At 46.5% G+C, this 18,647-nt stretch carries 17 protein-coding genes; 12 read left to right on the forward strand and 5 right to left on the reverse strand.

Annotation, left to right across the window (positions count from 1 at the left end):
• The 3 genes from ACFSX3_RS23560 to ACFSX3_RS23570 all read left to right on the forward strand — a co-directional run.
• On the forward strand, positions 1–389 hold a 389-nt coding region (locus tag ACFSX3_RS23560), incomplete at its 5' end, for a transposase (RefSeq protein WP_379313333.1).
• Positions 390–683: 294 nt separating this feature from the next.
• On the forward strand, positions 684–1,493 hold the full coding sequence (locus ACFSX3_RS23565) for an AraC family transcriptional regulator (protein WP_209990177.1): 810 nt from the start codon (positions 684–686) through the stop codon (positions 1,491–1,493).
• Between the two features lie 74 nt (positions 1,494–1,567).
• Positions 1,568–2,539: a proline dehydrogenase family protein gene (locus ACFSX3_RS23570; protein WP_209990174.1), complete on the forward strand. Its 972-nt coding sequence runs from the start codon at positions 1,568–1,570 to the stop codon at positions 2,537–2,539.
• Between the two features lie 93 nt (positions 2,540–2,632).
• Here ACFSX3_RS23570 and ACFSX3_RS23575 read toward each other — a convergent pair whose 3' ends face one another.
• On the reverse strand, positions 2,633–3,376 hold the full coding sequence (locus ACFSX3_RS23575; RefSeq protein WP_209990171.1) for a suppressor of fused domain protein: 744 nt from the start codon (positions 3,374–3,376) through the stop codon (positions 2,633–2,635).
• 114 nt (positions 3,377–3,490) lie between these two features.
• Here ACFSX3_RS23575 and ACFSX3_RS23580 point away from each other — a divergent pair, with 114 nt between their 5' ends.
• From ACFSX3_RS23580 to ACFSX3_RS23590, 3 genes are all read left to right on the forward strand, one after another.
• Positions 3,491–4,075, forward strand: a complete 585-nt coding sequence (locus tag ACFSX3_RS23580; RefSeq protein ID WP_379313334.1) for a hypothetical protein — start codon at positions 3,491–3,493, stop codon at positions 4,073–4,075.
• 520 nt (positions 4,076–4,595) lie between these two features.
• Positions 4,596–7,424, forward strand: a complete 2,829-nt coding sequence (locus tag ACFSX3_RS23585; RefSeq protein WP_209990165.1) for a sugar-binding protein — start codon at positions 4,596–4,598, stop codon at positions 7,422–7,424.
• A 119-nt stretch (positions 7,425–7,543) separates the two neighbouring features.
• Positions 7,544–9,928 (forward strand): S-layer homology domain-containing protein, encoded by a 2,385-nt coding sequence (locus ACFSX3_RS23590; protein WP_379313336.1) that lies wholly within the window; start codon positions 7,544–7,546, stop codon positions 9,926–9,928.
• A 136-nt stretch (positions 9,929–10,064) separates the two neighbouring features.
• Here ACFSX3_RS23590 and ACFSX3_RS23595 read toward each other — a convergent pair whose 3' ends face one another.
• Complete coding sequence (locus ACFSX3_RS23595) at positions 10,065–10,919, reverse strand: alpha/beta fold hydrolase (RefSeq protein ID WP_209990159.1); 855 nt, start codon at positions 10,917–10,919, stop codon at positions 10,065–10,067.
• A 123-nt stretch (positions 10,920–11,042) separates the two neighbouring features.
• Between ACFSX3_RS23595 and ACFSX3_RS23600 the strand changes: the two genes are divergently transcribed.
• From ACFSX3_RS23600 to ACFSX3_RS23610, 3 genes are all read left to right on the forward strand, one after another.
• Positions 11,043–11,933 (forward strand): LysR family transcriptional regulator, encoded by an 891-nt coding sequence (locus ACFSX3_RS23600; RefSeq protein WP_209990157.1) that lies wholly within the window; start codon positions 11,043–11,045, stop codon positions 11,931–11,933.
• Between the two features lie 130 nt (positions 11,934–12,063).
• The gene (locus ACFSX3_RS23605; RefSeq protein WP_209990153.1) at positions 12,064–12,258 is read left to right on the forward strand and encodes a GNAT family N-acetyltransferase; all 195 of its coding nucleotides are present in this window, start codon (positions 12,064–12,066) and stop codon (positions 12,256–12,258) included.
• Positions 12,259–12,357: 99 nt separating this feature from the next.
• Positions 12,358–12,846 (forward strand): NUDIX hydrolase, encoded by a 489-nt coding sequence (locus ACFSX3_RS23610; RefSeq protein ID WP_209990151.1) that lies wholly within the window; start codon positions 12,358–12,360, stop codon positions 12,844–12,846.
• Positions 12,847–13,350: 504 nt separating this feature from the next.
• Here ACFSX3_RS23610 and ACFSX3_RS23615 read toward each other — a convergent pair.
• Together ACFSX3_RS23615 and ACFSX3_RS23620 are read right to left on the reverse strand one after the other, a co-directional pair.
• On the reverse strand, positions 13,351–14,082 hold the full coding sequence (locus ACFSX3_RS23615; RefSeq protein WP_379313339.1) for a DUF421 domain-containing protein: 732 nt from the start codon (positions 14,080–14,082) through the stop codon (positions 13,351–13,353).
• Between the two features lie 97 nt (positions 14,083–14,179).
• Complete coding sequence (locus ACFSX3_RS23620; RefSeq protein ID WP_379256479.1) at positions 14,180–14,767, reverse strand: TetR/AcrR family transcriptional regulator; 588 nt, start codon at positions 14,765–14,767, stop codon at positions 14,180–14,182.
• Between the two features lie 140 nt (positions 14,768–14,907).
• On the opposite strand from ACFSX3_RS23620, the gene ACFSX3_RS23625 reads away from it, so the two are divergent.
• Together ACFSX3_RS23625 and ACFSX3_RS23630 are read left to right on the forward strand one after the other, a co-directional pair.
• Positions 14,908–15,792: an ABC transporter ATP-binding protein gene (locus tag ACFSX3_RS23625; RefSeq protein ID WP_209990146.1), complete on the forward strand. Its 885-nt coding sequence runs from the start codon at positions 14,908–14,910 to the stop codon at positions 15,790–15,792.
• A complete protein-coding gene (locus tag ACFSX3_RS23630; protein WP_209990143.1) occupies positions 15,789–16,589 on the forward strand; it encodes a hypothetical protein in 801 nt (266 codons plus the stop codon). Before ACFSX3_RS23625 ends, ACFSX3_RS23630 begins: the two co-directional genes overlap by 4 nt.
• Here ACFSX3_RS23630 and ACFSX3_RS23635 read toward each other — a convergent pair.
• A complete protein-coding gene (locus ACFSX3_RS23635; protein WP_209990261.1) occupies positions 16,586–17,476 on the reverse strand; it encodes a LysR substrate-binding domain-containing protein in 891 nt (296 codons plus the stop codon). The two genes, ACFSX3_RS23630 and ACFSX3_RS23635, sit on opposite strands and share 4 nt — an antisense overlap.
• A gap of 127 nt (positions 17,477–17,603) precedes the next feature.
• Here ACFSX3_RS23635 and ACFSX3_RS23640 point away from each other — a divergent pair, with 127 nt between their 5' ends.
• Positions 17,604–18,644: a YeiH family protein gene (locus tag ACFSX3_RS23640; RefSeq protein ID WP_209990141.1), complete on the forward strand. Its 1,041-nt coding sequence runs from the start codon at positions 17,604–17,606 to the stop codon at positions 18,642–18,644.
• Positions 18,645–18,647 lie beyond the last annotated feature (3 nt).

Genomic DNA, 18,647 nt, shown 5'->3' on the forward strand with positions numbered 1-18,647 from the left:
TTGGTGCCATTAACTATGAAATCGGCCAGGTTCATCACCGGGAAGAAGAAAAAGCGGATACGGCAGCCTTTATTCGATTTCTTGAAGATCTTCTCTCAGCCTATCCAAGTGGAAAAATTGCATTGGTTTTGTTTAACAGCCGGATTCATCACGCTACAGGGTTACAACCGTTTTTAAAGGAACACCCGCGTTTGCAACTGGTCTTTCTACCGCCTTACAGCCCAAACTTGAATCCGGTAGAAGGGCTATGGCTGTGGCTCAAAGCGGATGTGGTGAACAACATCTTTTTTGAAAAATTCTATAAGATTAGGCTTCATGTGAGTCAATTCATGAATCGGATTAACAAGCAACCGATGGAGACGATAGATCGTCTCCTCGTGAGGTTATAAACTTAATTGCGGTTTATATAGATTAGTAGTATTGACTTAGAGTGTGCTTAAACTCGTATACTGGTTACGTACGATGCAAGTAAGCGTAAGTTTAGAAGAGCATGAGCGGAAATTAATTGAGCAGGTTCAAACGATTCATCAAACTTTGGATATTCTGCGGAATAAAATTGATTACTACCGTTTTTGGGAAGATGATATCAGTCGCGAAGGAGACCGTTTGGAGTCAATTCGATGACCAGTTCAGCTATGATATAGATTAGAAATCGGTCAGAGCGATCAGGAAGGAGGGAAAGCATGCCTGAAGTTACGTTTTACCGGGATGAAGCGCTACCATTTCTGGAGGGGAAGTACTGTACGGCGGACGATCTAGCCTACCACAGGCATTTTCACGAAGAATATTCGGTCGGGCTCATAGATGCAGGCCACACGAACGCCTGGTGCGACGGCGAACAGCTTCAGGTGGAAGCGGGGAAGATGATCAGTTTTCCGCCGATGATGCTGCATGCCTGCCATCCGAAACCGGACGTGGAATGGCGGTATAAGATGTTGTTTATCCGCCCCGACTGGCTGCAAAAGCTTGGACCGGGGGAGCTTAACCGGCTGCACATCCCGTTCTTGTTGGGCGGAGGTAAGAATGAAACGTGCCGCGAACGATTAAATCACACGATGGGTGCGCTCGCAGGCGGCGGTTCTCCGCTTGAAACCGAGACGGCTCTCATTGAACTCGTGCAAGCTTTGGTTGACCCTAACGAGAATGACCTGGGGCATGCAAGCTCACCAGGTGTTCAGGAGCAAAAATACGTGAAGCTGATCAAAGACTACTTACAGGCGAATTTTACCGGGCAGGTCACACTTGAGCAATTGGAACAGGAAGCCGGAATCAGCCGCTTTCATCTGATCCGGCTCTTCAAAAAAGGGAGCCATCTGCCCCCTCATGCCTATCAAAACCTGCTTCGCATCAATCATGCCAAAATCCAGCTGGCGAAGCAGCGTCCGATCGTTGATATCGCGGCGGAGGCAGGTTATTATGACCAAAGCCATTTTACCAAGGCTTTCTCGAAAATTGTAGGGGCAACGCCCAGGCAATATGCGATGTCGATATAGAAGAGCAATTTTTTACAAGATTATGCCCTTCTGCGCAAGTACACTTGAAATACTTGTAGAAGGGGGGAACGTAAATGCATGATAACAAAGAGTGGGAACAGCAAGCTGCAGACGCATTAAAGTCAGTCGCCAGACGAATGGAAATCAAGGCTTATGTGGAGCAATCACCATTGCTATACGGGCTACTGAAAAAAGCCGCTTTACAGTATGTAACAGGCGAATCCCGTATAGACGGGCTCGAAGCGGGGCAGAGGCTTACTGCCAAAGGCTATGCCATTTCGCTAGAGTACATTGGCGAGAATACGGTAAATGCCGAGGAATGCGAGGCGGCCGTTCTGGAAATAACAGCGCTAATCGATGATCTCGGTAAACAGGGGGAATCCGCCCGCGTATCCTTCGATTTGTCACATATCGGACTGATGCTGGATACCGGGCTTGCTTATACGAACCTAATCAAATTAGCGGCACGAGCACTGGAAACAGAATTGGAGCTGTTCATCAGCATGGAAGAGTCCGCTAAGACAGAGCAGATCCTCGAGGTATACAAGCGGGCCGCGTCCAGATATCCGAATATCGGCATTACGCTGCAGGCACATTTACATCGGACGCCGGATGATTTGGCCGCGCTATCCGCTTCGCCAGGCCGGATACGAATCGTGAAAGGCGCCTATCAGGAGTCGGATGAGGTCGCGATACCCCGATCCGAATCGCTGAATGAGGGATATTTGCAGCTAGTGGGACAAGCGCTCGGAGACGGACACCGGGTTTCAGTTGCTACGCATGATGAGCGCATCATAAGGGAAGCGATACAGCGAGGTCTATTGACGGTGCATGGTGCGAAGCTGGAAATGCTGTACGGCATCCGGCCGGAGCTTGGCAGCAAGCTGAAATCAGCCGGTTATCCGGTTCAGATCTATTTGACCTATGGCCATGAGTGGTACTTGTACTTATGCCACCGGATCGCCGAATATCCACCGAATCTGTACCGGGCAGTTGCGAATATGGCCGATTCGCAGCGCGTTGATCCTGTGGAGGCATATGAATGAAGGATGTTCCATTTAAAAAGGCTGAGCCCAAAGTCATATCCTTGATTTAGGCTTAGCCTTTTAAAGCTGTTTCAAGCCCGTTAATCCGGGCAGTTATTTACAAACATTGTGTCTATTCGGATTCAGGACGAGGAAATCATCTGAAAGCTCAGACAGCTTGGCAACCAGTTCGTCCATACCGGACTCCAGTTTGAATTCCATTTCCTCCCGGTAAAGCGGAACCAGGAAATAAACCTGAACCTGATTGCCATCTTTCGTATGGACTGTGCTAACCTCTTCCGGCAGAGCAAACAGGATCACACCGGACAGCTCAGTGTTAGCCGCATATGGCTCGTAATCCTCAGTGTTGGGGATAGTATGGCCGTATCCAAGCCACGTCTGATACATATGCGGGAATCGGGCAAGCATCTTCATCAGCCGGATGGGCCAGTAGTTCTCCTCCGCTTCAAAATCCTCCTGCGTAAGCGGCCAGTCCGCCGGCAAAAACATCATCAGCTCCGCGCGTTCAAGATGCTTGTACTCTTTACGGATCTCCTGTGGGAGTGTCATCGGCAGATCGCTCATCCCATTGGTGTACAGCACCCGGTATGGCTCATCAGGTGTAGCATCCATAATATTCACATCAATATGTACGATGTCTGAAATCAGTTCGTGGAACACGCCAGTTTCCCGGTTTGGAAAGACTCGATTAAAATGTTCGTTTAAATCTTCCATATACAAAATATTGGAGGGAGGTGTAATCTGCCGCTCATCCTGAGCATCATAGCCATAAATGGTGGTACCGTCTTCCGATTTGGCCAATGTATTGCCGCCAAACAGCTTTTTGAAAAAGTTCATGTCTTTGCACTCCTCTGTGTGGATGGTTTGAAACCTCACTTGGAAGTATAACAAAAGACATAGCCCCGGAGCGATGGGTCTATCGATTCGAATTACATAGGATATGCATGCACAATGGTCGTGTATCAACCAGAGAGTTATTATGTGCCAGGACAAGAAACGCTGTACTTACATGTTGGAGAAGAAAGATTCTCTGAGACAAAAGCTTGGTCACCCGATACACTTCGAGCTGTAGATCCCAAAACTGGAAAGGTGAAGTGGGTATTCTCGTTTGCAAAGGCAGGATACGGATGGCCAAGTACAGAAAATCCTTTTGCTTATGCACCAGACGGTACGGTATACGCCTATTTCTCATTTCCAGGAGTTCTTTATTCTGTGAGTCCTGCAGGGAAGGAAAATTGGAGTAAGCGCGTAGGACAAGATCTAGGAGCATTTGACGGCAAGTTATACCGCATGAGTGACGGAAGCTTAATTATTGCAGGTCAGAAATCGGATACAATCGGTGCAGAAACGGTACAACTACTATCTTTCGATAAAAATGGCAATCAGAAAGCAAGTAAGGTGGTATCCGGCAAGTTAACTACTGTGTCGAAGAACCAAATCGCCATAGAGCTGTTAACAAAGCAGGGTAATGCTCAAAAAGTTGAAGTATACAACTCCTCCTTAATGTCGATTTGCTTACCTCCCAGTATATTTTAGATGCAAAAACGTTGGCATCTATTCACGAATTTAATGGAATACAAGGGTCTATATTGGACTATCGTGAGAATAGTGTCTTAGTATACGACTGGAATGAGGATAGGATCTCAAAGCATATATTGAAATAAGGTTTTAATAAATTGGATATGATTTTAAAGCCGCTTTCAGAATATTAATCTGTTAGCGGCTTTTTTGGTGGATTGAATAGCATTGTATATTTAACAAAGGCTTATACAATATAGACACTTGAAGGCAGGTGACATTAGGCATGGAGAGAGCTTTGACTATGCTTAAACTGCCACTTGAAGGTACTCAAACTATAAACATTTGATAACAACACTGTAGATTGATATTTGAATAAATAGTGAAATTCTGCATAGGGTGAAATAACAACAAATTTACGGAGGAGGAAATTATGAAAGCGCTATTATATTCGCTACGATGAAGTAAGCTGTTGAAGCTTTGTGTATACGATATGGGTAAGCCGTGGGCGCACGGATCGAAAAAAGGAGGATTTTCAATGATGTCAAAACGATTTGGCAGAGTGCTCGCGTTCCTCTGTTGCTTGCTAATGGTGGCGTCACTAATGCCTACCAGCTTTGCCGCCGCCACTGACAACAATGAGTATACAGAAGCACTTAATGGCGACAGCAGTTCTACAGCTCTTACAAGCTTGCAGACAAATGAAACGCCGACCGCCATTTTTGGAACTCCCGAACTCGGGTCAGACGACCCGCTGTGGGCCCTGACAATGGAGCATCTCATCAACAAAAGCACTGTGCCCGGCGACCCCAGGCCCCATTCCACAGGCACAGCCAGGATCCTTTGGGACCAAGATTACCTATATGCTCGCGTAGTCGTGGAGGATAGCAATCTATATCAGGGACCCGGCAATGATTATCAGTACGACGGCCTGGAGTTTTATGCCGGCGCTGGAACCCAAGGCGCGAATCAATGGCGCATCAGCGCGACGGGCGTGTTTTCAGGGCAAAACGCTCCGGGCAGAGCTGCGTGGACTGAGATCACGGACACAGGATATATCGTGGAGATGAGAATACCTAAAAGAACCTTGAACTTGCAGGCAGGCTCGTTTACCTTTGAAGTTTATATCAATAACTCGTCGGAAAAGGGCGGTGACCGCTATGAAGTCGTTTCCTGTTTCGGAATTCCGGACGCGGCTTACAACAATGCTGCTTCTTATACAAACAGCCTGAATCTCATTGCCGCTAGTGGAGCGGACGACAGATTCTCAATCACCGCCACGGCGGAATCGGGCGGCCGAATAACGCCGAACGCAGCCGGCAATGTTCTGAGAATAGCCAGCGGCTCAGACAAAACGTTTACGGTTACCTCCGATTACGGCAAAATTGTAAATACCGTAAAGGTAGACGGAGAGGACGCAGTTCTATCCGATGATGGCACTTATACCTTTTCAAATGTTGCCGCTAACCATACCCTTCAAGTGACATTCAAAAATGATTCGACCGCGGAGTTGCTCCCCTTTATTGTATGGAATGACAACTTCGCCCGTGGCGAGTACACGACGGCTGTCATCATTGATTTAGGCGAAGGGAAGGCGGCGGAAGGCTCCAAGCTTAATCCGGACTTGTTTACCGTCTCGGCCAGGAACACGACCCTGAACGGCGACTCGGTAACCTTTGAAGGGACGCGCAAGATCACTAGGGTATACGCCAATGACGAACCGAAGGTACGCGGCTATCTGGGGACGGTAAGCCGTTCACCAGATTATCAGGACGGACTGGAACGCGGCCGTTACATCGTAGTTGAGTTCGAGTTCTATTCAGAGAGTGGCGGCAATATAACGCTGGATGGCAACATGAACTCAACAAAACAGGTTTACAGCATCGTCCAAAACGGCGGGATCTTACTGACAGAAGGGGACCCGCTTAACTACGTGGTTTTTGAACAGGAAAAAGTTGTGAATCCGATCCTAGACCAATTTACAGCACCTACGGGCAATTCGGTCAATCGCGCGCTCTACCTTCACAAGGATGGAAACGGTGAGGTGTCGCGGGGCTTGCCGCTGTATGTCTATACCCACGGCATGGGACGCGGCGGCACAAGCGCTGCGACTGACCCAAAAGCGGCGATGAAATCCGCGAACGGCTCGGTCGCTCTGATGAAAAAAATAGAAAAAGATCCCGATAAATACGCCAGCCATATACTGAATATTTCCTATAATGGCACGAGTACTCCCTCCACAGCCAATGTTAAGAAGGTTATAGACGACCTGGTTGCCAGCGGTGCAGTGGACCCTAACCGTATTTACGCGGCGGGCTTCTCATGGGGCGGTCAGTATACGAACAGCTTAGTTAACGCATATCCCGGCTTCTTCGCGTCCGCCGCACCTATGTCTCCGGTAAGCGGCTCACCGAACGCGAACGCCAACTACGTTCACACCAACCTGGCCTATTGGATGTTTATCAATGAGTATAACGTTGGAGTATACCAGACTAACCTCGCTAACTTCATAAACGCCAATATGCCGAAAATGATCAACGCGAGAGCTTCGCGCTTTGAGAGCAATGAGGCTCTTATATGGCCTTACAATCAATTTGATCAGCCGAATCAGAAGCCGAATCCGAACCATTCACCTGCCCTGAGTGATTCGGTGGCGCACGAAGTTGAAGCGGCTGTTCTTTACAACGACATAACGATGGGGACGTGGAGCATAGCGCCAACAGCGCAGTCCTCTAACTTGCCGGCTTGGAACAATGACTACACTGACGTCTTTGATTGGATGTTCGCGCAGACCTCAGCAAACAATCGGCCTGTTGCCGGATACGGTTCACCAGTATTGGGCACAAACGACAAACTGTGGGAACAAGCTGTGGAGTTTGACATCAACAACAGTAGCGCACCCGACCAGAAGATAGGCCCCAAGGCCACCGGCAAAGCCAAAGTATTTTGGGACGAAGACTTTCTGTATGCACGCGTTGTGGTTACAGACCCGAATGTCTGCGTCGGTCACACGCCTGGCACTGAGTACATGACCGACAGCGTGGAATTTTATGTCGGTGACGGAAGAAGTGGCTCAAACCAGTGGCGTATTGGCGCAAGCGGTATTTTCTCAGGTCAAGCCGCTGCGGGCCGCGACGGTTCGGTTAAACGAACTGACACCGGGTATATCGCGGAAGTGAAGATACCTAGAAGAACCATTGAATTCACGAGCAATTCCCCGATTACGTTTGATGTGTACATCAATAACTCAACTGGTGCAGGGAATGACCGTTATGAGGTTGTATCCGGTTTAGGCCAACCCGACGCGGGTTATGGCAGTTCTGACAGTTTCAAGAATAGCTTGCTGCTGCTGGGAGCTCCACGGTAACCAGGCACCCTGTTAACGCCACGGCAGGATTAAACGGCACCATCTCGCCATCCGGCTTGATTCGGGTAGCTGACGGCGGAAGCCAATCCTTTACATTCACTCCTATCAGCGGTTATGTCGTGGATACCGTAACTGTAAATGGTGCGTCTGTAGAGATTGCAAACAATACCTATACCTTGAAAAACGTGAACACCGATGACAAGGTAATCCATGTTACATTCAAACCCGATCCGGCCGCAACGTTACTTAACTTTATCGTATACAATGATAACTTTGCCACCGGAGAATTTACCACAGCTGTTATCATTGATCTGGGTGCGGGAAATGAAGCTGTGGGTGCCGACCTTAGTTCAAATCTGTTTACAGTATCGGCGAGGAATACTCTGCTGAATGGTAACCTGGCATATCAAGGCACACGCACCGTCAATAGAGTATACGTCAATGACGAACCTAGACCCAGAGGGTATAAGGGTGTGAACCAGAACTCACCTGATTATCAAGCTGAACTTACTAAAGGCCGCTACATTGTTGTAGAATTGGAATTTTGGACATTAACCGGCGGACAGTCCACTTTGGAAGCATCCAAATCCACCGTCCAGAATTACAACATTGTATCTAGTGGCGATATCAAGCTTGATGGCAAGGCTGCCATTGTTAAGTCGTCTTTCGCACAGTCAGGTACCGTCAATGAAATCATCGACAAATTTGAAGTTGGTCCCAAAATTGACAAAGCGGAAGCGATGCAGTATGGACTCTATATTCATAAGGACGACAACGGCGTTCCGGTAGAAGGGCTTCCCCTTTACATCTACGCTCACGGTTCTACCCGCGGCGGTACACAGGACGGGGATACCTTTGCGCCCATCAGGTCCGCCAACGGAGCCACCGCGCTTATGAAAAAAATGGAGAAGAACGCTAAATACGCTAGTCATATCATCGCTTTGCGGGCTCAAAACAACGTTCAGGCAACACCCGCTACCTTAAAGGCTTATATCGATGATCTGGTAAGTAAGGGACTTGTTGACCCCAACCGTATCTACATGGCAGGCTTCTCTATGGGATCCGCTTATACGAATACTTTCTTGACGACATATCCCGATTTGCTCGCAGCCGCGGCGCCTATGTCTTTTCCACCATCAATCAACGCGAAACAAGCCGAAACTCTTAAAAACTTTGCATACTGGTCATTCGTTAACACAACTGATTCTTCAACAATAAAAACAGGGGCGGAAACTTATATAGCGAATATAATGCCCCTATTGGAAAACGCTAGGCACACGTTCATCGACAGAAATGAAATATTCGTTTGGCCTTATGACCAATGGACAAAGGCGGAAGCACCTGTTAATGGAACCAATTGGATTCCTTCCGGCCATGAGATGGAAGCTTCAGTTCTGTGGAACAATATTTCAGGGTACACAGATACTGTGTCCAATGTAGGTTCCAAAAAGGAGTGGAGCCTTAAACCTACGGCGCAGTCCTCTAAGTTGCCGACTTGGAACAATGACTACACTGACGTCTTTGATTGGATGTTCGCGCAGAGAAAAACGAGCGTACCCGGTGCTTCTGGTGGCAGTACGGGCAATACCGGCAATACCAGCACCAGCAATACGGGCAATACCAGCACCGGGACAGTCACTGGATCGTTGAAGCCGACCTACACAGTGATCACACCGAAGGATAAGCCCGCGGTCACGGACAAGAACGGCAATACCACCCTGCCCGGCGGCGGCGAGATTGCGACCAAGGGCGGGACGAAGATTAAGGTACCCGAAGGCACGACTATAGACTCAAAAGGTAAGGTGACCCTTCCGGCGGGCAAGAGCGCCGAAGTGACACTACACGGCGGCGCGAGTGCCGGCTTAGACAAAGGCATGTCGCTGAACATCCATGAGGGTACGGAATTTGTATTCGATGACGACACCCCGCTGGGCTTCCTCGTGGTGTCTGGCAATCCTTTCAGGGATGTCAACATGGACGACTGGTTCTACAGCTACGTAAACTCCGCCTACACATACGGTCTTTTCAACGGCACGACGTCCACGACGTTCTCACCGGGCACCTCAATGACGCGTGCGATGTACGTGCAGGTACTGGCCAATCTTGAGAACGTCAACCGCTCCGGCTACACGAATTCCCGTTTTAGCGACGTGACGGATGGGCAGTGGTACACGGCGGCAGTCGAGTGGGCGGCCGAAAGCGGCATCGTCAACGGTATAAACGCAGACCTGTTTGAACCCAATTCACCGATGACACGCGAGCAGATGCTGGTGATGCTGTACAATTACATGAAGTACAAGGGCTATGAGATACCTGAAAGCCAATCTAAGTCCTTCGCGGACGAGAGTCAGATCAGCTCATGGGCGTTGAAGGCCGTTCAGGCACAGCAGGGCATCGGAATTGTATCAGGTAAGCCGGGCAACTTCTTTGCCCCTCAAGCCACCGCCACCCGCGCTGAAGTAGCTGCTATCTTTATAAAGTTCATCGAATATCTCGCTAAGTAAAAGCGTAAACAGAAACATGCGGACCCTTTCGGCTGGGCAAGATCCAGCCGGAAGGGTCTCTTTTCAGCAATCCTGATTTCTGGAATCTGCTCCGCAGCACCATGAAATCACTTTCACAGTTCATTGGGAGATTGTATTAATCATTTTTTAAGAATTGTTTAATAAGCTCACTGATCTCTTTAGCATGTGTTTCGAGAGCAAAATGCCCTGTATCAAGTAAATGGACTTCCGCAGATGCAATATCACGCTTATAAGCTTCAGCTCCTGCAGGGAGGAAGGCAGGATCATTTTTACCCCATACGGCTAAAAGTTTAGGTTGATACCTACGGAAATAGGCCTGAAAATCAGGATAAAGATCCACATTTGTTCTATAATCAAGAATCAAGTCCAGTTGGATTTCCTCAGCCTCGGGGCGCAACATGTAAAAAATATCTAGGGAATAACCGTCTGGTGAAACAAGGCTAGCATCAGCTCCATATAGATACTGGAAGTTGCGAATGCTCTCGGGGGTCAAGGAATCGCGACATGCTTCACGATTATCAGGTGTCGGAGAGTGCCAATAAGTCTCCCAGGATCCCCATGCATCACTAAATCCCTCAGTATAAGCGTTGCCATTCTGACTAATAATTGCTTGAACTCTTTCCGGGTGAGCCACTGCCAAACGATAACCAACAGGTGCACCGTAATCAAACACATAAAGTACATACTGTTTGAGAGCTAATGCTTCAGTAAAACCATCAATAACTTGGAACAGGCTATCGAATGTGAATTTAAATTGACTGCGCGGTGGGGTTGTAGTATGACCGAATCCAGGGAGATCAGGGGCAATGACACGGTATTGTTCTGCCAGTTTGGGAATTAGGTCGCGAAACATATGACTTGAAGATGGAAAACCGTGTAATAATAAAATAACTTGACCGTCCTTAGGACCAGCTTCACGATAAAAAACTTCAATATCTCCAACCTTTTGCTGATGGTAACTAATCTTCATTCTTACATCTCCTTAGTGTAATTGGCTTTGAACTAAGGTTATCGTATAATAAAACCGTGTATTTGACTAACGAATAAATTGAATGTCTACTATTTCAATTTGGAATATAGAAGGGTGATCGATATGATAGATTTATTAGAAGGTCGTTTTTTTCTGGCCTTTATTGCTTTGCTTGAAGAAAAAAGTTTCAGTCGAGCTGCGGTTCGTTTAGGTTATGTTCAGTCCACAGTAACAACTCATATTCAACAGTTGGAAAAAATTAGCGGACAAAAATTGTTTCATCGATATCCACGAGGGATAGAACTTACAGAAGCGGGAAAGGTATTTTCAAAATATGCTTATCAGTATGTTCACTTAAGTCAATCCCTTAAAGAAAGTATGAACGAACTGGATCAGCCATGCGGAACAATACGTATTAGAACACAGGAATCTTTCTTTCTTACACGGATGCTTCCCTTTGTTCAAGAATACATAAGAAATTATCCAAACGTAAATTTGCGTATTGAACAAGGATCGTATCAAGATATCCTAAATGGTGTACTAGATTATGAGTTGGATTTTGGGATTGTTCCTCAAGATCCGAATCGCCAAGATATTCTTTTTTATCCAATTATGGAGGAGACGATTGTTTTTGCTGCATCTGAGGATATAGCTCGGAAAGTGAGAAATGCGGGATTTCAGATTCTAAATGACCAACTTTTTATCAGTAACGGCACATCTTGTTTGTATCATACGTCTGCTGTAGGTGTTTTAAAAAATGCTGGTATTATGGTTAAAGATGCGTTAGAGCTACCAAGTCTTGAGATGATAAAACAATATGTAAGCTGTGGAAATGGTTTTGCCTTACTCCCTGAAATAGCTATCAACAACGAACTAAAGACGGGTACACTAAAGATCCTTCCGTTTAATTCCAAAATGAGTTTTTCGCATGGTCTAATTGTTCATAAAAATCGTGAGCTTAGTTTTACTGCAAAAAGTTTTCAATCTGAACTCCAGCGTTTTTTATGGGTATAGGGGTTAGTGACCATTCTGTCTAAAATTCGGTAGCTTTTTAAGCTATTATGAATATAAAGTGAGTAACTATTATGTTCAATTGTTAAACTAAAATCCGATGCGGATAAGGGCGTGGGGATAAAAGAGAGCAATGGAGTTATGCGTCTCACGCAAACGGAAGGGAGAAGGAGTTGGCCGTGAACTCATTCGCTACGCGGAGAGTTATGTTCGGGCCATTGGAAACAGCCGGCTTCGTCTCGACTGTATGGCCGACAACCCAAGACTGAATTCATACTACGTAAATCTAGGATACGTGTTGCAGGGTCGCTTTGACGCGGGCTCCTGAAGCGCGCACTTGTATGAGAGGGAGATCACCGCAAAAGCAGGAAGGTACAGGAATGAAGTGGAATAAATATACAACTTTATCATATTTGGAGGTTGTAAAATGACGTTCCCGACACATATTGTATCTGCAGGCGGATTTGTAGAAGATGGAAATGGAAATATCCTTTTAGTAAAAGCCCATGATGATGGTTGGGTGTATCCTGGTGGGATAACCGAAGTTGGAGAAAATTTGGTTGATGGCGTTATTCGTGAAATCAAAGAGGAAAGTGGAATAGACGCCACCGTTAGCCATTTAATTAGTGTAGTTTCGAATACAGCAATCCATAAGTGGTATGACGGTGTGTCTGATGTCCCAACGAAGGTCATGTTCGATTTCGTGTGTAAAGCTGTGGGAGGAGAATTAACTACTTCTAATGAAACGAGCAATTGCAGATGGGTTCCAAAGGAACATGTTCTGGATTTGATTACTTTACCTGGGATCCGCATGCGCTATGAAGCGTATTTAAATTTTAACGGCTCTGTGAACTATATGGAGTATGTCACTGCGTCAACGACAGATTTTAATGTCAAGCTTCAAAGGAGTGTTTAGTTGTACAGATCAATAAACAAGATACTTAATAAATTCGAATGTTTAAGTAAAATTTAATGGAATAAAAGGGTCTATATTGGACTACCGTTAGAATAGCGTCTTAGTGCACGCGGGAAACGTTAGTTCAACGACAACAGCGGCAGTCTAAGACTTTATTAATCAAGTCTTAGACTGCCGCTGCTTTTATTATTGGATTAGTCTCGTGTTAAATCAATAACTTCATTTACTGCAAGAAAAAAGGGGGTTACTCAAAAAAGCGGCCTAAACACAGGAATAGCGTACAACAACAAGGGACTATGTTCTTGTCCACCGACAAATGAACAATCAGTGATGCAAAAGGCTGTTAGTCTTCATACATACATATGTACAAAATACGGGTTTTGTGAAGAAGTGTCATAATCAGTATTTCCACACCAGGCTTGCGGTTTATTTGTCTTTGAATATGGGAATGAATTCCTAATAAATATTAGGAGGGATTTCCAAACGTTGTTCGTTATGTCTTTTCTAATGCAAGATTGGCGGCGCAGAAGGCTGCTCGTTCAAATTCGTTATATTTAGATCGTGCTTATCATTGGCGGTGGCCAAAAAGACATCCGACAATTTTATCTTTTTACTGTTTAATTGTTCGCAAAGCCATGCTTCGGTTAAATTTAATTTTTCCAAGGTCTCCTTTTCAATTCTTCCTTCAATGATCACCGGGTAAGATATTGCAGGAACCTGAATAGAGATTCCCAAATCATTTCTCGTTACGGCGCACTTTTCAGCTTTCTTGAACGCTGTCAGCTTTCCATTTGCTTCAAGTACTGCCGTATCGACCTCTGAAATATCAAATATATCTACTTCTCTTAGCATTTGTAATATATTGTCAATCGGATAACGCTCCTTCTTCATGTTTTTCACTATAAAAAGACCATCCTTAATTACGACTACAGGTTCAAATGATACTAACCTCCCGAATCGTTTGCTCCTAACGAGTAATACCGAATAAATTTTTTGCATCAAGGCAATGACGATAATGGCTATCGCCGTATGAATATGTTCTATTTTAGGGTCCGCAATATCGGCACCCACTACGGCACCCAGCGCAAGAATAATTAAGAAATCAAATATAGGCAATTCGCCTATAGCTCTCCTCCCCATAAATAGTGTGGTAAATAACAGAAGAGGAAATATTGTTAGGATTCTTCCTATTACCACCATGCTATCTCTTGCAACATGCATAAAATTAATCTCCATGATTCTTACCTCCAATTTAATTATACTTAATTTGGATTACTCAGAAGATTTTTATGCACAATGTAATGGATAACATACATTTATCATCCGATAACATCTACTCTTTCTTTCCAAAGATCCCGTAAAAGAACAGATTACCGAGCTCTTTGCGCATATCAACGGTCAGCTTCTCCGCAATAGACGGGTTACCCATCATCGCTATTAATCCTTGCATATACATCATTATGGCTTCGGCGGATACACCGCCGTTTATTTGATTCTCCGCCTGCCCCTGCTCAATTAACTTCATGATCTCAGGAATGATTACTTCTCCGGCGTACTGCTCCACATGCTCTTTAAACGCGGGATCTTCAAACATAAAGTTCTTCATGCCCTCACTGTTTAAGGACTCTTGATTATTTACTGAAAGTTCGTACATTCTCTCCATCTTTTCTTTAAACGGCAGATCAGAATTAATCATTTGGATGAAATCGGTCCCAGTGCTATCCATCTCATAATAGAATACTTCCTTAGCCAGCATTTCCTTGCTTCCAAAAAAATTGTATATCGACGCCGGTGATACGCCTGCTTGCTGTGCAATCTCCCGCACACCGATCTCTTTAAAGTTTCGTGTCATAATCAGCTTGGTTAGCGATTGCAGGATTTGTTCCTTCTTCTTTTGTCTCCGTTTCTCAAAACCGTTCATATCCAATCCCTGCCTACCCCTTTAAAAGTTATGTAATAGTTTAACCTAATGTTATATTTTTATTGACTTCAGATCAAGCTGCGAATATTATGTAACTGAAATGATTATTGTTCTACGAATTTGCAGGGAGGTTGAATTCATTGATTAAGGTGGAGTCATTAACCAAGATTTACTCCAACGGCAAGGGAATACGGGATGTCAGCTTCGAGGTTCAAGAAGGCGAGGTCTTTGGTTTTCTTGGGCCCAACGGAGCCGGCAAAACAACAACCCTTCGCCATTTGATGGGCTTCATCAATCCTTCCAGCGGGAAGGCAAGCATTAACGGCCTGGATTGCCGGAAGGACGCCGCTCAAATCCAGAAAAAGCTCGGGTATGTACCTGGAGAAATTGCCTTTTATGAGAACATGACCGGAGCACAGTTTCTGACATTCATTGACGAATTGCGAGGCCGCAAGGATCACACACGCCGAGCCCAATTAATGACCCGATTTGAACTGGAGTCTGACCGGAAAATCCGTAAAATGTCCAAGGGAATGAAGCAAAAAGTGGGCTTAATTGCAGCGTTCATGAACGATCCTGCTGTGATTATTCTGGATGAGCCTACCAGCGGGTTAGATCCGCTCATGCAGAAACGGTTCGTCGAGCTAATCACCCTGGAACGGAGCAGAGGCAAAACGATTCTGATGTCTTCCCACATGTTGGATGAGATCGACCAGACCTGCGAACGTGCCGGCATTATCAGGGAAGGCGAAATCGTTGCCGTGGAGAAGATCCATATACTGAAGGAGGGGCTATTGCAAAGCTTTGTGGTAACGCTAGCCAGTGAAGCAGACATGGCAATCATCCAATCCAGCGGTCTTGACTATACTCCAAAGGGTCCTCTTATCGTTGAAATCTTCGTCAAACAGAACTACCATGATATGCTTCGAACGCTTGCCGATTGCAAGGTGATTCATATGGTCTCGCCCCCGCAGACGCTGGAGCAGATTTTCATGGGCTTCTATGGAAAGGAGCACTCCTTATGATCTCATGGGCCTTATTCAAAGCAAACCTAAGAGTCAACCGTTTCATATGGCTGCTTATTATCGCTGTCTATTCCTTCTATTCCGCTGTCCTAGTAAGCATGTTCAATCCTGATAGCGTAGACAAGTTAAAGGAAATGCTCGATATGCTTCCTGCTGAGTTAATGAACGCGATGGGAATGAACTTTGGGACCACTCTGCTTACCTTTTTGTCAGGAACACTATACAGTATCCTGCTCTACCTGTTCCCGTTGATCATCTCCATTATTGTTAACCATCGTCTCATAGCTGTACATGTGGATAAAGGCAGCATGTCCTACCTGTTGTCAACGGCCAACTCCAGAACCCGGATCGCTGCAACTCAGGCTGTATATAGCCTGGCTTCGATTACAGCAGTCTTCATGTGGCTTACAGGCTTGACGCTAGTCATCTCGTCCGCCATGTTCCCCGGACTTCTGGATACCAAGCAGTTCATCCTTTTGAATCTTTACGCGCTTTTGATGTATTACACCATCAATGGAATCTGCTTCTTTGCTTCCTGCATAGCTAATGAAGGCAAATATAGTCTTGGGCTTGGAGCCGGCCTCCCTATAACGTTTGTATTATTGCAAATGCTCGGTGATTCCGGAGAAAAGCTGAACTGGATTGGAAACTTGTCTTTGTTTGCTTTGTTTAGCCCGGAACGGTTATTCGCTGGTGACAGCTTTGCCTATGCAGCGATGGGAATTTTTGCTGGGCTTGCTGTCATTCTATATGCTTCGGGCATCTACTGTTTCAACAAGAAAGATCTGCATATCTAAAATGCATTGTCCAGCTTAACCAATCTCTCCACGAACACCTCATTTGCTCTGCTGGGAATATGACCGGTCAGCCGCACAATCGAGAAGTCTCTTTCCAGGCTCAGGCCCGGCACCGAAATCTCCATGAGCTGACCGGTCTCAATCTCCCTGCGGACCACCCACTTCGAAAGAATTGCAATGCCCAGTCCGGCAGCCACAGCCTCCTTCACCCCCTGACTGCTGTTGATCTCATAAGAGCGCTTAATCCTTAAATCTGCCTGTTCAAAAAAACGGTTGCTGAACGAACGTGTTCCTGAACCCCCTTCCCGCAGCACCCATATCTGATCCTGGAGTAAGGCAATCTCCGTGCCCCCCGATCTCACGAGCGGGTGACTCTCTGCAGCGACAATGATTAACTCATCTCTCATAAAAGGGACAACCTGAAGATCCGGCCCCTCAATACTCCCTTCGATCAGCCCCACTTCAATCTTATTCTCCCGTAAGGCCGCAACAATCTCCGTGGAATTGGCAATCGTCATACCCATGTCCACGTCAGGATATTGCTTGGCGAAGGATGAGAACAGCCGGGGCAACACATATTCGCCAATCGTAAAGCTTGCCCCGATATGTAAGCTTCCGCTGACGGTATCATGCAGCCGGGCCAGATCCAGCTTCACGGACTCATAGAGATTCAGCATTTCCTTCGCCCGTCTATAGAAGAGTTCTCCCGCTTCCGTCAACTTCACCCATTTGGGCGAACGGTTCATGAGCTTTACGCCGAGTTCCTTCTCCAGATTACGGATCTGCAGACTGACTCCAGGCTGTGACAGATGCAGAAGCTCTGCCGCCCTGGAAAAGTTCCGCTGCTCCACAACCGTTACATAGACTACCAAGGATTCAAGCATGATCGACCGCGCACCACCTTTAAGATAACAATTTATTATGATATAGATTTAAAATCCGTATTTCCCTAATCAATCATAACTGAATATAGTGTTTAAAGGAACTAAATCCAACCTATTGGACGTGACTTCGATGAATCCACAACTCGCGGTACACATGGAGGAAAAGAAAAAACTGGGGTTTGCGCTCGGTATCGCTTTGCCTCTAATGCTGGCCCTGTTCGCCAAATACGTATCTATCTTCCCCTTCTTGAGCATTATGGGGCAATTAGTAATAGCCATCCTGCTCGGAATGATCTGGAGAGCAACGCTAGGCGTTCCAAGTTATTTAACACCCGGCATCTCCTTTACCTCCAAAAAGCTCCTGCGGTATGGCATCATTTTGCTGGGCATGCGGCTTAGCCTGAAGGATATCCTTCAGGCTGGCCCCAAGGTGCTGCTGATCGCCTTGGTTTGTATTGGGTTCACAATCTGTACGGTGCTTGTGCTTGCGAGACTGTTCAAGGTAGAAAACAGACTGGGACTGCTGACGGCCTGCGGCACGGCGATCTGCGGAGCGGCAGCGGTAGTAGCCATCGCTCCGCAGCTCAAAGCAAGTGACGAGGAGACGGCGATCAGCGCGGCAACCGTTGCGATTTTAGGCACTCTTTTTACACTGGCGTATACCCTGCTCTACCCTTTCCTTAACTTGACTCCACTGGGCTACGGCATCTTCTCAGGGGCCACCCTCCATGAAATTGCTCATGTCATTGCAGCAACCGGGCCAGCCGGCAAGCAGGCGGTTGATCTGGCAGTCATCGTCAAATTAACGCGTGTCACCATGCTGGTGCCGATTGCTATACTCATCGGAATCTGGGCCAACCGCAAGGAGCGGCAGGCGAACCCGGAGACCGGACCCTCCAATTGGAGATCTGTACCGGTTCCTTGGTTCATCCTGGGGTTCCTGCTAATGAGCACCGTCAATACTCTGCAGATCATCCCTGAAGAATTCACGGGTAAGCTTGTACTCGTTGCGTACTTCCTCATGGCAATGGCTATGGCGGGACTCGGCCTGAACGTAGATTTGGCTGCTTTTAGACGCATGGGCCTCAAGGCCTTCGGAGCCGGCTTGATCGGATCAATCCTTCTGTCCGGGTTAGGCTTCCTGCTGGTGAAGGTTTTGAACTTGGGTTGATGT

It is taken from the genome of Paenibacillus rhizoplanae (genome assembly GCF_042684125.1).
Classification (GTDB): Bacteria; Bacillota; Bacilli; order Paenibacillales; family Paenibacillaceae; genus Paenibacillus_AQ; species Paenibacillus_AQ rhizoplanae.

Coding starts and splice junctions, on each gene's coding strand:
- ACFSX3_RS23640 (WP_209990141.1), top strand. CDS start 17,604: ATGAATCCACAACTCGCGGTACACATGGAGGAAAAGAAAAAACTGGGG.
- ACFSX3_RS23610 (WP_209990151.1), top strand. CDS start 12,358: ATGACGTTCCCGACACATATTGTATCTGCAGGCGGATTTGTAGAAGAT.
- ACFSX3_RS23620 (WP_379256479.1), bottom strand. CDS start 14,767: ATGAACGGTTTTGAGAAACGGAGACAAAAGAAGAAGGAACAAATCCTG.
- ACFSX3_RS23570 (WP_209990174.1), top strand. CDS start 1,568: ATGCATGATAACAAAGAGTGGGAACAGCAAGCTGCAGACGCATTAAAG.
- ACFSX3_RS23585 (WP_209990165.1), top strand. CDS start 4,596: ATGATGTCAAAACGATTTGGCAGAGTGCTCGCGTTCCTCTGTTGCTTG.
- ACFSX3_RS23595 (WP_209990159.1), bottom strand. CDS start 10,919: ATGAAGATTAGTTACCATCAGCAAAAGGTTGGAGATATTGAAGTTTTT.
- ACFSX3_RS23580 (WP_379313334.1), top strand. CDS start 3,491: ATGGTCGTGTATCAACCAGAGAGTTATTATGTGCCAGGACAAGAAACG.
- ACFSX3_RS23565 (WP_209990177.1), top strand. CDS start 684: ATGCCTGAAGTTACGTTTTACCGGGATGAAGCGCTACCATTTCTGGAG.
- ACFSX3_RS23605 (WP_209990153.1), top strand. CDS start 12,064: ATGGAGTTATGCGTCTCACGCAAACGGAAGGGAGAAGGAGTTGGCCGT.
- ACFSX3_RS23630 (WP_209990143.1), top strand. CDS start 15,789: ATGATCTCATGGGCCTTATTCAAAGCAAACCTAAGAGTCAACCGTTTC.
- ACFSX3_RS23615 (WP_379313339.1), bottom strand. CDS start 14,082: ATGGAGATTAATTTTATGCATGTTGCAAGAGATAGCATGGTGGTAATA.
- ACFSX3_RS23600 (WP_209990157.1), top strand. CDS start 11,043: ATGATAGATTTATTAGAAGGTCGTTTTTTTCTGGCCTTTATTGCTTTG.
- ACFSX3_RS23575 (WP_209990171.1), bottom strand. CDS start 3,376: ATGAACTTTTTCAAAAAGCTGTTTGGCGGCAATACATTGGCCAAATCG.